15 protein-coding genes are annotated in these 13093 nt (G+C 68.0%); 9 read left to right on the top strand and 6 right to left on the bottom strand.

All coding sequences use genetic code 11. The features are described from left to right. The first annotated feature begins 37 nt into the window (after nucleotides 1–37). On the top strand, nucleotides 38–1306 hold the full coding sequence (locus tag ACE5C1_RS03480; protein WP_374942673.1) for a methyltransferase family protein: 1269 nt from the start codon (nucleotides 38–40) through the stop codon (nucleotides 1304–1306). On the opposite strand, the gene ACE5C1_RS03475 is transcribed toward ACE5C1_RS03480, so the two are convergent. The 3 genes from ACE5C1_RS03475 to ACE5C1_RS03465 form a co-directional block, all read right to left on the bottom strand. Continuing rightward, on the bottom strand, nucleotides 1296–2681 hold the full coding sequence (locus tag ACE5C1_RS03475; protein WP_374942672.1) for a glutamate--cysteine ligase: 1386 nt from the start codon (nucleotides 2679–2681) through the stop codon (nucleotides 1296–1298). The two genes, ACE5C1_RS03480 and ACE5C1_RS03475, sit on opposite strands and share 11 nt — an antisense overlap. Before the next feature lie 226 nt (nucleotides 2682–2907). Beyond that, nucleotides 2908–3651: a 16S rRNA (uracil(1498)-N(3))-methyltransferase gene (locus tag ACE5C1_RS03470; protein ID WP_374942671.1), complete on the bottom strand. Its 744-nt coding sequence runs from the start codon at nucleotides 3649–3651 to the stop codon at nucleotides 2908–2910. Further along, the gene (locus tag ACE5C1_RS03465; RefSeq protein ID WP_374942670.1) at nucleotides 3648–3809 is read right to left on the bottom strand and encodes a hypothetical protein; all 162 of its coding nucleotides are present in this window, start codon (nucleotides 3807–3809) and stop codon (nucleotides 3648–3650) included. Before ACE5C1_RS03465 ends, ACE5C1_RS03470 begins: the two co-directional genes overlap by 4 nt. An 80-nt stretch (nucleotides 3810–3889) precedes the next feature. Here ACE5C1_RS03465 and ubiA point away from each other — a divergent pair, with 80 nt between their 5' ends. The 3 genes from ubiA to ACE5C1_RS03450 are packed head-to-tail and all read left to right on the top strand — an operon-like array spanning nucleotide 3890 to nucleotide 6992. Beyond that, complete coding sequence (ubiA, locus tag ACE5C1_RS03460) at nucleotides 3890–4795, top strand: 4-hydroxybenzoate octaprenyltransferase (protein WP_374942669.1); 906 nt, start codon at nucleotides 3890–3892, stop codon at nucleotides 4793–4795. A 60-nt stretch (nucleotides 4796–4855) separates the two neighbouring features. Continuing rightward, nucleotides 4856–6217, top strand: a complete 1362-nt coding sequence (locus ACE5C1_RS03455) for a TldD/PmbA family protein (RefSeq protein ID WP_374942668.1) — start codon at nucleotides 4856–4858, stop codon at nucleotides 6215–6217. After that, entirely contained in the window at nucleotides 6210–6992 is a 783-nt protein-coding gene (locus ACE5C1_RS03450; RefSeq protein WP_374942667.1) for a 3'(2'),5'-bisphosphate nucleotidase CysQ, read from the top strand. Before ACE5C1_RS03455 ends, ACE5C1_RS03450 begins: the two co-directional genes overlap by 8 nt. Nucleotides 6993–7180: 188 nt before the next feature. Here the strand turns inward: ACE5C1_RS03450 and ACE5C1_RS03445 are convergent, their stop codons facing one another. The 3 genes from ACE5C1_RS03445 to ACE5C1_RS03435 form a co-directional block, all read right to left on the bottom strand. After that, complete coding sequence (locus ACE5C1_RS03445) at nucleotides 7181–7615, bottom strand: PH domain-containing protein (protein WP_374942666.1); 435 nt, start codon at nucleotides 7613–7615, stop codon at nucleotides 7181–7183. A 93-nt stretch (nucleotides 7616–7708) separates the two neighbouring features. After that, nucleotides 7709–8443: a hypothetical protein gene (locus ACE5C1_RS03440; protein WP_374942665.1), complete on the bottom strand. Its 735-nt coding sequence runs from the start codon at nucleotides 8441–8443 to the stop codon at nucleotides 7709–7711. After that, entirely contained in the window at nucleotides 8440–9666 is a 1227-nt protein-coding gene (locus tag ACE5C1_RS03435; protein ID WP_374942664.1) for a toxic anion resistance protein, read from the bottom strand. Before ACE5C1_RS03435 ends, ACE5C1_RS03440 begins: the two co-directional genes overlap by 4 nt. Nucleotides 9667–9797: 131 nt before the next feature. Here ACE5C1_RS03435 and ACE5C1_RS03430 point away from each other — a divergent pair, with 131 nt between their 5' ends. From ACE5C1_RS03430 to ACE5C1_RS03410, 5 genes are all read left to right on the top strand, one after another. Next, complete coding sequence (locus tag ACE5C1_RS03430; RefSeq protein WP_374942663.1) at nucleotides 9798–10073, top strand: antitoxin; 276 nt, start codon at nucleotides 9798–9800, stop codon at nucleotides 10071–10073. Continuing rightward, a complete protein-coding gene (locus ACE5C1_RS03425) occupies nucleotides 10055–10468 on the top strand; it encodes a type II toxin-antitoxin system VapC family toxin (protein WP_374942662.1) in 414 nt (137 codons plus the stop codon). The genes ACE5C1_RS03430 and ACE5C1_RS03425 overlap by 19 nt, the downstream gene beginning before the upstream one ends. Nucleotides 10469–10545: 77 nt before the next feature. After that, nucleotides 10546–12390 carry a translational GTPase TypA gene (typA, locus tag ACE5C1_RS03420; protein ID WP_374942661.1) on the top strand — a complete coding sequence of 615 codons (1845 nt, stop codon included), beginning with the start codon at nucleotides 10546–10548 and terminating at the stop codon, nucleotides 12388–12390. A gap of 44 nt (nucleotides 12391–12434) precedes the next feature. After that, nucleotides 12435–12692 carry a type II toxin-antitoxin system Phd/YefM family antitoxin gene (locus tag ACE5C1_RS03415; protein WP_374942660.1) on the top strand — a complete coding sequence of 86 codons (258 nt, stop codon included), beginning with the start codon at nucleotides 12435–12437 and terminating at the stop codon, nucleotides 12690–12692. Further along, nucleotides 12689–13075, top strand: a complete 387-nt coding sequence (locus ACE5C1_RS03410) for a type II toxin-antitoxin system VapC family toxin (protein ID WP_374942659.1) — start codon at nucleotides 12689–12691, stop codon at nucleotides 13073–13075. The genes ACE5C1_RS03415 and ACE5C1_RS03410 overlap by 4 nt, the downstream gene beginning before the upstream one ends. Nucleotides 13076–13093: the final 18 nt, after the last annotated feature.

The following is a 13093-nucleotide window of genomic DNA, read 5'->3' as shown; positions in this document are numbered from 1 at the left end:
ACGCGATGCTTACCATCGCGCGGCTAGGCCGCTTGCAATGTATCACGATCCCGAATTCGTCCGTGCCGCGCGCACCGATTCGCGACCGCGCTCGGCGGTGAGCCACGGGGTGGGGCTGGCGGGGCTGGCGGGGGTCGCGGTGTGGATCGCGGTGGCGCGGGTCTGGGGGCTCGATGGGCGTTATGCGGCGTTGGTCGACGTCGCGGCGTGCGGCGTGCCGATGATCCTGTGGTCGCTTGCCGTCGACAAGGTGCATCGCTCGGCCTCGACGGGGATAGACTGGGCCGCGGTGCGCCCATGGCGCGAGACGCGGGGTATCAGCCTGACCAAGCTGGCGGGGCTGTGGGCGACATGGGGCGCGATCGCGCTGATCTATGCGACCGGGCGGTTCTATTGGCAGGGCAATTTCGCCTTTGCGATGTGGTGCCTGGGGTGGGCGGCGCCGGCGCTGTTCGTCGTGTCGGTGCCATATGTGCTGTGGTTCGACCGGCGGCTGATCGAGCCGCGCGACGGCGCCTGGCATCTGGGCCTGTGGTTGACCGGACAGCCGGGGAGCGAGGCCGCAGCGATCCATGCCCACCTGCGCGCCTGGGGGGTGAAGGCGTTCTTTCTGGCGTTCATGCTGGCGATCGTGCCCGCCGGGTTCGGCAGCCTCATCCGATGGGAAGGGTCCTGGCGCGATCCGGTGGCGCTGGCGGGCGGGCTGACGACGCTGATGTTCGTGGTCGACGTGGCGTTCGCGACGGTCGGTTACTGCCTGACCTTTCGGCCGCTCGATGCGCATATCCGATCGGCGACGCCGTTTGCGGCCGGCTGGGCAGCGGCGCTGATCTGCTATCCGCCGTTCATCCTGATGGAGGCGGGCGGGCCGCTCGACTATCATCCCGGTACCGCGGACTGGACGCACTGGTTCGGGGGGCACCCGCTGCTGCTCGCGGCGACGGGGGCGATGCTGGTCGGGCTGACCGCGGTCTATGCCTGGGCGACCGTCGCGTTCGGCATGCGATTCTCGAACCTGACCAACCGCGGTATCCTGACGCACGGGCCCTATGCCTGGTCGCGGCATCCGGCGTATCTGGCCAAAAACCTGTTCTGGTGGGTGTCGACGATTCCGATCCTGACGACCGGCAGCGTGGTGGATGCCGCGCGCGCAACGCTGATCCTGGCGGCGGTATCCGGCGTCTACTGGTGGCGGGCGAAGACCGAGGAGCGGCATTTGTCGCTCGACCCGGGCTATATCGTCTACAGCGAATGGATGGACCGCAACGCGCCCGTTCCGCGGTTCTTCGCGTGGCTCAGAAGCTGAGCTCGCCGTAGACCTTCGACACGTCGCCACCCCAGGCACCGTGATAATGCTCGAGCAGCACTTCGGCGGGGACCTTGCCGCCGCGGACGATCTCGTGGAGAGGATCGAGGAAGCCGGTCTCGTTATCGCCCGAGCGGTTGGTGCGTGCGCGCGCCGCCAGGCCGGCGTGGGCGATGTCGAGCACTTGCCCCGCGATGTCGCGCAACTTGCCGCCGCCGGGAAGGGGGGCGTCGAGTGCGAGCTTGGGCACCGCATCGCGCAGCGCCTGGCGTTCGTCGAGCGTCCAATCCTTGACCAGGTCCCACGCGGCATCGAGTGCGCCCTGGTCGTAGAGCAGGCCGACCCACAAGGCGGGCAGCGCGCAGATGCGGCTCCACGGGCCGCCATCGGCGCCGCGCATCTCGAGGAAGGTCTTCAGCCGCACTTCGGGGAAAGCGGTGGAAAGGTGGTCGGTCCAGTCCTCGATCGTCGGGCGCTCGCCGGGAAGGATCGAGAGATCGCCTGTCAGGAAATCGCGGAAGCTCAGGCCCGCGGCGTCGAGGTAGCGGCCCTCGCGGTAGACGAAGTACATCGGCACATCGAGTGCGTACTCCATGTAGCGTTCGTAGCCGAAGCCGTCCTCGAACACGAAGGGCAGCATGCCGGTGCGGTGGGGATCGGTGTCGGACCAGATGTGGCTGCGATAGGAGAGCATGCCGTTGGGCTTGCCCTCCAGGAACGGCGAATTGGCGAACAGCGCGGTGGCGAGCGGCTGGAGCGCGAGGCCGACGCGGAACTTCTGGACCATGTCGGCTTCGGAGGCATAGTCGAGATTGACCTGGATCGTGCAGGTGCGCAGCATCATGTCGAGGCCCATCGTGCCGACGCGGGGCATGTGGCGGCGCATGATGTCGTAGCGGCCCTTGGGCATCACCGGAAGGACCGCGCGGGTCTTGTCGGGCCACATGCCGAGGCCGAGAAAGCCGAGCCCGAGCTTCGCGCCCGCGGCCTTGACCTGCTCGAGATGGCGGCCGGTCTCGGCGCAGGTCTGGTGGAGATTCTCGAGCGGCGCGCCCGACAGCTCGAACTGGCCCGCGGGCTCCAGGCTGACCGACCCGTCGGCGCCCGACAGCGCGATCACATTCGTGCCGTGCGGGCCGGTTTCCTCGACCGGTTTCCAGCCATGTTCGGTCAGCGCCATCAGCAGGTCGCGGATACCGCCGGGCTGGTCGTAAGAGGGCGCGGCGTGATCGGCGGTGCGATAAACGAACTTCTCGTGCTCGGTACCGATCCGCCAGGCGTCCTTCGGCTTCTCGCCACCCGCGAAGCTGGCGATGAGCTGGTCGCGCGACTCGATGGTCTTGGCGTTGCTGTTGGAAACCGTCTTGGTCGTCATGCGCGGCGCCTTACGCGGGGATGAACGGGCACGCCATAGGGTTGCGCCGCCGGACGGACGGTGAGGCCAATGCAGGTGTCGGGCTGCCCCGGGTTGCGCGCGGAAAGTGAGGCTAAGGTGAGGCCAACGCGATACGTTCGCGGGCGTCGTACGGGTGGTCGGGCTGCGATGTCAAAGAGCGGATGGCCGGCTTTAGACCGGCGAATCGCTGTAGGACAGCCCGGACTTATCGCCAGTCGCCGAGCGTCGCCATCCACACCGACACCGCGGCGGCGGCGGCGGTGTCGGCGCGCAGGATGCGGGGGCCGAGGCCGATGCCGATCGCCTGCGCGCAGGCCCGGATGGCGTCGCGCTCGTCGGCGTCGAAGCCGCCTTCGGGGCCGATCAGGATCGCGGCGGGGCCGGGATGGGCCCGCATCGCGTCCGCCGCGGGCAGGCCGCCGGTCTCGTCGGCGAAGAACAGCGTGCGCCCGGATGGCCAGTTGCGAAGCAGGGCGGGGAGCTTCACCGCGTCGGCAACCTCGGGCAGCGCGGTGCGACCGCATTGTTCGGCGGCTTCGATCATGTGCGCGCGCAGGCGATCGGTGTTGGGCTTGTCGACCACGGTGCGGCGGGTGACGACGGGGACCATCCGGGCGACGCCGAGCTCGCACGCCTTTTCGGCCATCCAGTCGACCCGGCCCTTCTTGAGCGGCGCGGCGCAAAGCCACAGGTCGGGGACGATCTCGCGCACGCGCAGTCGTTCGGTCACGTCGAGCTGCAGATCGCGCTTGCCGACCGAGGTGGCGACCGCGAGCCATTCGCCGGTCAGGTCGTCGAACAGCTTGACCGGATCGCCCGGCTTCGTGCGCATGACGGTGGCGAGATAGTGCGCAGCGCCGCCCTCGAGGCGCAGCGGCCCCGCGGCGAGGGGGCTGGCGACGTAGAGCCGCGGGGTCGATTGCGGCGGCCAGGCGGGGGTGGCGATCACTGGCGTTTGCGCTTCCATAATGCGCGGCCGAGCAGCCACAATCCGCCGAGCACCGCCGCGCCAGCGATCGCGGCGAGCGAGATGACTCCGGCGACGCGCGCGATCGCCCAGAACAGCGCCTCGACAAAGCGGCCGATCGCGACCGACAGGCCGATCATGAGAGGGGAATGCGTGCCACGATCCGCCGATAGCGCGGGCAGGCTTGCGCGCCTATGCCCACGTTCGTAGGCGCAGGGGTATGGCCGCAGAGATCGTTCCCGACAGCCAGCATCGCGGGCTGGTCGCGCGTCTGCCGCCGGGCTTGCGCGGGCTGGCGATGCTGGCGCGGTTCGACCGGCCGATCGGCTGGTGGCTGCTGTTCTGGCCCGGCGCCTGGGGGGTGGCGCTGGCGGGCGGTGCGGTCTCGCACAGGCAGCTGATCGGGTGGTTGCTCGTCGGCAGCATCGCGATGCGCGGGGCGGGGTGCGTCTACAACGACATCGTCGACCGCGACCTCGATGCGCAGGTGGCGCGCACCGCGGCGCGGCCGATCCCGAGCGGGCTGGTGTCGGTGCGGGTCGCCTGGGGGTGGCTGGTGGCACTGTGCCTCGTCGGGCTGATGGTGCTGGTCCAGTTGACACCGTTTGCTGCAAGCGTGGCGGTGGCGAGTCTGGCGCCGGTGGCGGCCTATCCGTTCATGAAGCGGGTCACCTGGTGGCCGCAGGCGTGGCTCGGCATCGTCTTCTCCTGGGGCGCGCTGGTCGGGTGGAGCGAGGTGGCGGGCGGGTTCTCCGCGGGCACCGCGCTGCTCTATGCGGGGGCGATCGCCTGGGTGGTCGGGTACGACACGATCTATGCGCTGCAGGACCGCGAGGACGACGCGCTGATCGGGGTGCGGTCGTCGGCGCTCAGGATGGGGCGGCATGTGCGGGCGGGGGTGGCGCTCTGTTACGCGCTGGCGCTGATCTTGTGGGCGGCGGCGGTGTGGCAGGTGCGCGGCGATCCGCTGGCCTTGGCCGCGCTGCTGCCGGTGGCGGCGCATTTCGCGTGGCAGGTGGCCTCGCTCGACCGGGCGGGAACGCGGGCGCTGACCCTGTTTCGGTCGAATCGGTTCGCGGGGCTACTGGTGTTTCTCGCGTGCGTGGTGGTGGGGACGGTGGTTTAGCGCTCCGGGGTCAGGGAGGGTTTGGTTGCACCCCGCCGCGCCGCCGCTTAAGTCGCGGTCATGCTGACTCCAGACCAAGCCAAAGACCGCGCTCACGATATCGTTGCCCGCGCCAAAGCCGCGGGTGCCGATGCCGCCGATGCGGTGTTCGCCGCGGATGCCGCGCTCGACGTGTCGGTGCGGCTCGGCAAGCTGGAGGATGTCGGCCGGTCCGAAAGCGCCGAACTGGGCCTGCGGGTGTTCGTTGGGGCGCGCTCGGCCAGCGTGTCCACCTCCGACCTGTCGTCCGCGGCGCTCGACACGCTGGTCGAGCGTGCGGTGGCGATGGCGCGCGAGGCGCCGGAGGATCGCTGGGCCGGGCTCGCGCCCGAAGCACGGCTGATGCGTGGCGCGGCGCCGTTGCTCGACATCGACGATCTTGCAAGCAACGGGCGGGATGAGGCGAGCCCCGAATCGCTGCGCGATGCCGCGCTGGCGGCGGAGGATGCGGCGCGCGGCGTCCCCGGCGTGACCAACAGCGAGGGGGGCGGCGCCAGCGCGTCGCGGATGGTGTGGGCGCTGGCGACCAGCCACGGCTTTGCAGCGGCCTATGCCGCCACCGGCTACGGCATATCGGCCAGCGTGCTCGGCGGCGAGGGCGCTGGGATGCAGCGCGACTATGCGCATCATTCGACGCGGCTGCGTCGGCATCTGGAGGCGCCCGAGGATATCGGCCGGCGCGCGGGCGAGCGTGCGGTTGCGCGGCTTAACCCAGGGCGGGTGGCAAGCGGGGCGATGCCGGTGGTGTTCGATCCGCGCGTCGGCGCGTCGCTGATCGGCCATCTGGTCGGGGCGATCTCGGGTCAGGCGATCACGCGGCGGACGAGCTTCCTCCTGGAGGCGCTGGGGACGCCGGTGTTCGCGCCCGGCATCACGATCCGCGACGATCCGCACCGGCCGCACGGGCTGCGCTCGCGGCCGTTCGACGGCGAGGGGCTGCCGGTGTCGCCGACGGCACTTGTCGAGGACGGGGTGCTGGAGACATGGCTGCTCGATTCGGCCTCTGCGCGCCAGCTCGCGCTGGAGCCGACCGGCCATGCCGCGCGCGGGGTCGGCGGCGCGCCGGGGGTGTCGACGAGCAACCTGTACCTGGAGGCGGGCGACGTGCCCGTCGCGACGCTGATCGGCGATATCGCGGACGGCGTGTACGTCACCGAGCTGATCGGGCAGGGGGTCAACGGCGTCACCGGCGACTACAGCCGCGGCGCGTCGGGGTTCCGGATCGAGGGCGGGGCCGTTGCCGGGCCGGTCGCGGAGTTCACGATTGCGGGGAACCTGCGCGACATGTACCGCGCGCTGGTGCCCGCCAACGACCTGGAGTTCCGCTACGGCGTCAACGTGCCGACGCTGCGGATCGATGGCATGACCGTTGCGAGTGGCTGAGGCGGGCCTTGCCGAGGCGGTCGCCGCGGTCGTGCGGGAGGCCGGGGCGCTGGCGATGGACCGGTGGCGGACCGACTTCCGGCGCTGGGACAAGGCGCCCGGGGATCCGGTGAGCGAGGTCGATCTGGCGATCGATGCGATGCTGCGCGCGCGACTGTCGGCGTTGCTGCCGGATGCGGGGTGGCTGTCGGAGGAGACCGTCGACGAGCCGGCGCGGCTGGCGTGCGCTCGCGTGTGGGTGGTCGACCCGATCGACGGCACGCGCGACTATATCCGCGGGCGCGACGGATGGTGCGTGTCGGTGGCGCTGGTCGAGGACGGGCAGCCGGTGATCGGGGTGCTCGATGCGCCGGCGCGCGGCGAGGTCTGGATGGCGACCGCGGGCGGCGGCGCCACTCGAAACGGCGTGGTCTTGCGGGCGTCGTCGCGCGGCGCCCTTGCGGGCGCACGCGTGCCGACCAACGCGCTGCCCAAGGCGGACCGGGACTTCGCGACCGTGGCCAAGCCCAATTCGATCGCGCTGCGCATCGCGATGGTGGCGGCGGACGAGGTGGACCTAGTGGCGACCCTGCGCTGGGGCAACGAATGGGACATTGCCGCCGCCGCACTGATCGCGAGCGAGGCGCACGCGCGGGTGAGTGATGCGCTGGGCGCACCGCTCGCGTTCAACAAGGCGGACCCGCACGAGTTCGGCGTGCTGGTCAGCGCACCGGCAATTCATGCCGCGGCGGTGGCGCGGCTGGCGAAGCGGGCGCGGGCGGCGACGGGGGGCTGACGCGACGCCGGCGGGAGCGGAACCGAGGTCGGGCGCGGCTCGGGTCGAGTGTCCACCGGAACAAGCGCGGCCTCGACGCTCGAGGCCGTTGCCCAGCGGCGGAGGGCATCGGTGTTACGGACCGAAAACGTCGCACATCAGCGCGTGCGCGATCGGTGATGCCCGCCACCACGTGCCCTCGAACGGTGCTATGCGTGCAACGTGCGTCCAACTTCATGTTTGAAAAATTCGGGTTGAGCAATGAAGGGAACGGGAATTTGGCCGACGCCGGTTCCGCGCACGAGAATCGAGTCGTAGCCAAAGATACGGCCGATGATGCCTTGCCTGTAACTGACGCCCTCTACCTTCGTGAGCGATACGTCTATGGCGTTGCGGCGGATGATACCCGATTTGGCGATGACCCGCTTGTTGGTCACTGCCAGCTCCGTCGTCTGCCACACGAGAAAACGGAAAACGGCCCAGACAACGCCGATGAAAAAGAACACACCTCCGGCTTTGCCCGCCAGAAGTCCCAGCAGGATCACCAGGCCAGGTGCGATGAACATTGCCCAATGCGGCTTTGCTTCCGCAACAATCGCTTCGTTCGGCAACAATGAACTCTCGACGTACTTTCCCACAATCATGTTTCCCTGAATTAATTTATACTTTCAGCAACGTTCTTGTTGTTGGATGAAGCAACGGGCGCTCCTTCGTCTTTTCCGCCGCGCCTGAGGGGGCTACGCCTCGTCCTTGTACTTCATCTCCAGGAAGCGTCCGCGGGTCGACAGCGCGTCGAGGTCGGTCTGTGCCAGGCGCTGGGTCATGTCGCCGATCTCCTGCTCGATCAGCTTGAGGCCGTCGACCAGTTCGGCATCGGGCGTGCGGCCGTTGCGCGGGGTGGTGCGCAGCGTTGGCGGCACGCGCGCATAGTCGTTGACGAAGGCGGGGAGCTGTTCGCCGATCAGGCGGCGAACCTCGAAGGCGGGTTCGCTGGCGTTGTGGAGCGCGGCGAGTTGCGGCGAGAGCGCCTCCAGCCGCACGCCGATACGGTCGATCATCGTCCGGGCGGGCGCGGGAAGGGCGGGGCGTTGCGCCTCCAGCCAGCGTTCGGTGCGCGCGGGCAGGACCTTGATGTCGGCCTCGCGCAGCTTGGCCTCGGTCGGCGGCTTGGCGACGGGGGCGAGTGCGATGGCGAGGGTGACCGCGACCATCATCAGCAGCACCGCAAGCGCGCCGAAGATGCCGAGCGGGAAGAGCGTCGCGCCGACGATCGCGGCGGCGAGCAGCAGGACCGCGTTGGCGGCGGCGATCAGCGCGACGCGGCGGCCGATCGTCGTGGCGCCCCGCCTGATCCGCCGCGAGTGGCCGCGGATCGCCCCGCGCGCGCTGTCGCGGTAGTCGGCGGAAATGCGCGCCATCGATGCGCGCGCGCGCTCGATCTGCTCGTCCACTTCGGAGGAGATGGGGCTCACAGCGACTCCAGCTTGAACTGTGCGGACGGTCCGGTCAGCGCCGACGAGCCCCCCGTCTGCCCTTGGGCCTGCCCCTCGGCGCGCGCGATATAGCCGCGCGATTTCTCGACCTCGTTCGATAGCGTGCCGACCGTCGTCTTCATCGAATCGAGCGCCTTCAGCTTGAACGTGTCGATCACGTCCATGGTGTCGTAGACGTTCTGGAACGCACGCTGGAGCACCTCGATCGGGATCGTCGCGGACGCCGCCTGTTCGTGGATACGCGCGGTGTTGTCGCGCAGCAGCTTGCCGGTCGAATCGATGATGTTGGCGGTCGTGGTGTTCAGCTGGGTGATCTGTTCGAGCACCAGCTTCTGGTTGGTCAGCGCCTGCGCCACCGTCACCGCGGTGCGCAGCGCCGAGACGGTGGTGGTCGATGCGCGGTCGACGCCCTTCACCAGCTCGACGTTGTTCTTCTTGACCAGGTCGAGCGCGAGATAGCCCTGCACCGTCACCGCCATCTGGGTCAGCAGGTCCTGCGTGCGCTGGCGGGTGTAGAACAATGCGGTCTCGCGCAGCGCCTTCGCCTTGGCCGGGTCGGTGTGGTCGAGGTCGTTGGCGGTATCCTCGAGCTTGGCGTCCATCACCTTGGACAGATGGATCATCTGTTCGAGCCGCCCCATCGCCGCCCACAGGTTCGCGCGCTCGGTATCGATCGCGGCATTGTCCATCAGCAGCTCGTCCTTGCCGCCCGCCAGGCTCTTCAGGATCGCGCTGATGTGGGTCTGCGAGGATTTGTAGCCGTCGAAATAGTCGCGCATCTTGGAGCCGAACGGGATGATGCCGAACAGCTTCTTGGGCGCGGACAGATTGCCGCGCTTGCCCGGATCGAGGTCCTCGATGATCCGGCGGAGCTGCGCCAGGTCGCTGCCTACCCCTGAGTCCTTGTCCATCGCGCGCACCGGGCGGTCGAGGAAGCGGTTGGACTGGCCCGCGGCCTCGCGGATTTCCTTGGCGCCCATTGCGGTGAGCGCATCGACGCGCTTGCCGAACTCGGGGCTGTTGACGTCCTGCGCGACCAGATCGGTGACGAAGCTGTCGACCCGCTCCTCCAGCTTCGACCTGGTGCCGGGGTCGACGGGGACGAGCCCGGCGGATTTCTCCGCTTGCACGACGGGCACGGGGTCGGGCGGCGTCAGTACCAGCGTGGGCTCGGCGGTGATCGTCTCTGTGGTCGTCGCCATGCTCGCTACCCCTTCATGTCCCTGCCCAAGATGACGGGCTTGCACGCATCGTTCAAGTGTATCACCGCCATAATACGCTTGCGACAGTAGCTCAAGGGTATATATCGTTGGTAGCTACCAGGAGAACGGCGATGAACGAGATGCGCCCCATTCGCGACCACGCCAAGCTGTTCTGGACGGGGCGCAGCCAGGCGGTTCGGTTGCCGAAGGAGTTCCGGTTCGAGGGCAAGGAGGTACTCATCCACCGCGAGGGCGACCGAGTGATCTTGGAACCTGCACTTGACGAAGATGACGACGGAGCTTGGGTCGAACGGCTCGCCGGTTCGATGGACGACGAAACCGCAAGAATCATTCTGGAGGAGCGCCCCGGGCCTGAAACGCTGCCTGAATGGGCGCATCTGCGGTGATCCGGTATCTGGTCGATACCAATACGGTCATTCACTGGATCAATCATTCTCAAGCTGCCCTGGTGCGGCGGATGGTCGCTCAGCACCGGCTTATCGGCTTGTCCTCGATCGTCGCGCACGAGCTGTTTTTCGGCGCCTTCAACGGCACGCGGCAGCGGGCAACACTGGAAGCCATTGCTGCTATTCGCTTTCCGCGGCTGGACTTCGACGACGTGGATGCCCGTGTCGCCGGTGAAGTCCGCGCTGTTCTGAAGCGCATCGGTACGCCGATCGGTCCCTACGATATTCTGCTCGCCGGTCAGGCGATGGCGCGCGACTTGACGCTCGTCACCAACAATGTCCGCGAGTTCCAGCGTGTGGACGGGCTGCGGCTGGAGGATTGGACGACCGCCTGACCTCCCCCACTTCCCGCGGCGCAGCATTTGCGCTAAGGCTTCGGGCAATCCCTTCTCGCACAATCGAAAGCATTCCCATGAGCCTCCGCAATGTGGCCATCATCGCGCACGTCGATCACGGCAAGACCACGCTGGTCGACCAGCTGTTCCGCCAGTCGGGCACGTTCCGCGACAACCAGCGCATCGAAGAGCGCGCGATGGATTCCAACGACCTCGAGAAGGAGCGCGGGATCACCATTCTCGCCAAGCCGACCTCGGTCGACTGGACGCCGCCGGGGGCGAGCGAGAGCATCCGCATCAACATCGTCGACACGCCGGGCCATGCCGATTTCGGCGGAGAGGTGGAGCGTATCCTGTCGATGGTCGACGGCGTCGTCCTGCTGGTCGATTCGTCCGAAGGCGCGATGCCGCAGACCAAGTTCGTCACCGGCAAGGCGCTGGCGCTGGGCCTCAAGCCGATCGTGGTCGTCAACAAGGTCGACCGCAACGATGCGCGCATCCAGGAAGTGCTCGACGAGGTGTTCGACCTGTTCGTGTCGCTCGACGCGAACGACGAGCAGCTCGACTTTCCCGTGCTCTACGCCTCGGGCCGCAACGGCTATGCCTCGATCGACATGGATGCGCGCGAAGGCACGCTGATCCCGATGTTCGAGACGATCGTCGCACATGTCCCGCCGCCGGCGGTGGAAGTGGAGGACGTGCCGTTCACCTTCCTGGTGACGCTGCTCGACCGCGACCCGTTCCTCGGCCGCATCCTGACGGGTCGCGTCAATTCGGGGACGATCAAGATCAACCAGCCGATCCACGCCCTGGGCGACGACGGCACGGTCGTCGAGACCGGGCGTGCGTCGAAGATCCTGTCGTTTCACGGGCTCGACCGTGTGCCCGTCGAGGAGGCCAAGGCCGGCGACATCATCAGCCTAGCCGGGCTTTCGGTCGCTACCGTCGCCAACACCATCGCCGACATCACGGTGACCGAGGCGCTGCATGCGCAGCCGATCGATCCGCCGACCCTGTCGATGCGCTTCGCGGTGAACGACTCACCGATGGCGGGGCGTGAGGGCACCAAGGTGACCAGCCGCATGATCCGCGACCGCCTGTTCCGCGAAGCCGAGTCCAACGTAGCGGTGAAGGTGACCGAGGCCGCCGACCGCGACAGCTACGAAGTCGCTGGCCGTGGCGAGCTCCAGCTGGGCGTGCTGATCGAGACGATGCGCCGCGAGGGCTTCGAGCTGGGCATCAGCCGCCCGCGGGTGCTGTTCGGCGAGGACGAGAACGGCAAGAAGACCGAGCCGTACGAGACCGTCATCATCGACGTCGACGACGAACATTCGGGCACGGTTGTCGAGAAGATGAACCTGCGCAAGGCGGAGATGACCGACATGCGCCCATCGACGGGCGGCAAGACGCGCATCACTTTCTCCGCGCCCAGCCGCGGCATGATCGGCTATCACGGCGAGTTCCTGTCGGACACGCGCGGCACCGGGATCATGAACCGGTTGTTCGAGAAGTATGGCCCTCACAAGGGCAATATCGAGGGCCGCAAAAACGGCGTGCTGATCTCCAACGGCTCGGGCGAGGCCAATTCCTATGCGCTGGGGCCGCTCGAGGAGCGCGGCATCCTGTTCGTGGGGCACGGCGAGACGCTGTACGAGGGGATGATCGTCGGCGAGAACGCCAAGCCCGACGACCTCGAGGTCAACCCGATGAAGACCAAGGCGCTGACCAACTTCCGCGCCAGCGGCGGCAAGGACGACCAGGTCCGCCTGACGCCGCCCAAGCGCGCGACGTTGGAGCAGGCGATCGCCTATATCGACGACGACGAGATGGTCGAGGTGACGCCCAAGTCGATCCGGCTGCGCAAGCGCTTCCTGGATGCGAACGAGCGCAAGAAGGCGAGCCGGGCGAAGATCGCGGCGTAAGTCGCTCGCTTGCGCTTAGTCATCGGCTTGACTAAGTTCGGCCGATGACCAGCGTGAGCGTGCACGAGGCCAAAACCCATCTCTCCCGCCTGATCGAGCGCGTGCTCGCGGGCGAGGAGGTGACGGTGACACGCAACAAGGAACCGGTGATCCGGCTGGTCCGCGCCGCCCCGCCGCCCGCGCCACGCCGGTCGCGTATCGGGACCATGGCAGGTCGCTTGGGTAGCGACTGCGACGCCATATTGGAGCCGTGGGCGGACGAGGACCTCGAACTCGATCGTTGGGAGAAGAAGGACCTTTGAGAGTCCTTCTCGACACTCACGCGCTCTTCTGGATGTTGCGGAACGACCGGCGCCTGTCGAAACGCGCAGCCGAGGCGATCGACGACCCCGGCAACGAAATTCTGGTCAGTGCCGTTTCCGGCTACGAGATCTGCTTCAAACATCGGCTGGGCAAGCTGCCGGACGCTGCCGCGCTCGCCGCGGCGTTCGAGCAGGAGATTGCGGCTGCCGACTGCACCCCTCTGCCCGTGACGCTCGCCCATGCCATTGCCGCGGGCAAGCTCGATCCTTCGCATCGCGATCCGTTCGACCGTTTGCTCATGGCGCAGGCGCTGGTCGACGGGGTGCCGCTGGTGTCGAACGAGGTGCTGTTCGATGCGTTCGGGGTCGAGCGCATCTGGTGACGGCGGGCTCGATGAACG

The sequence above is a fragment of the Sphingomonas sp. genome, from assembly GCF_964263785.1.
In the GTDB taxonomy this organism is placed as follows: domain Bacteria; phylum Pseudomonadota; class Alphaproteobacteria; order Sphingomonadales; family Sphingomonadaceae; genus Sphingomonas.
This window is presented reverse-complemented; position numbering and strand designations above follow the sequence as displayed.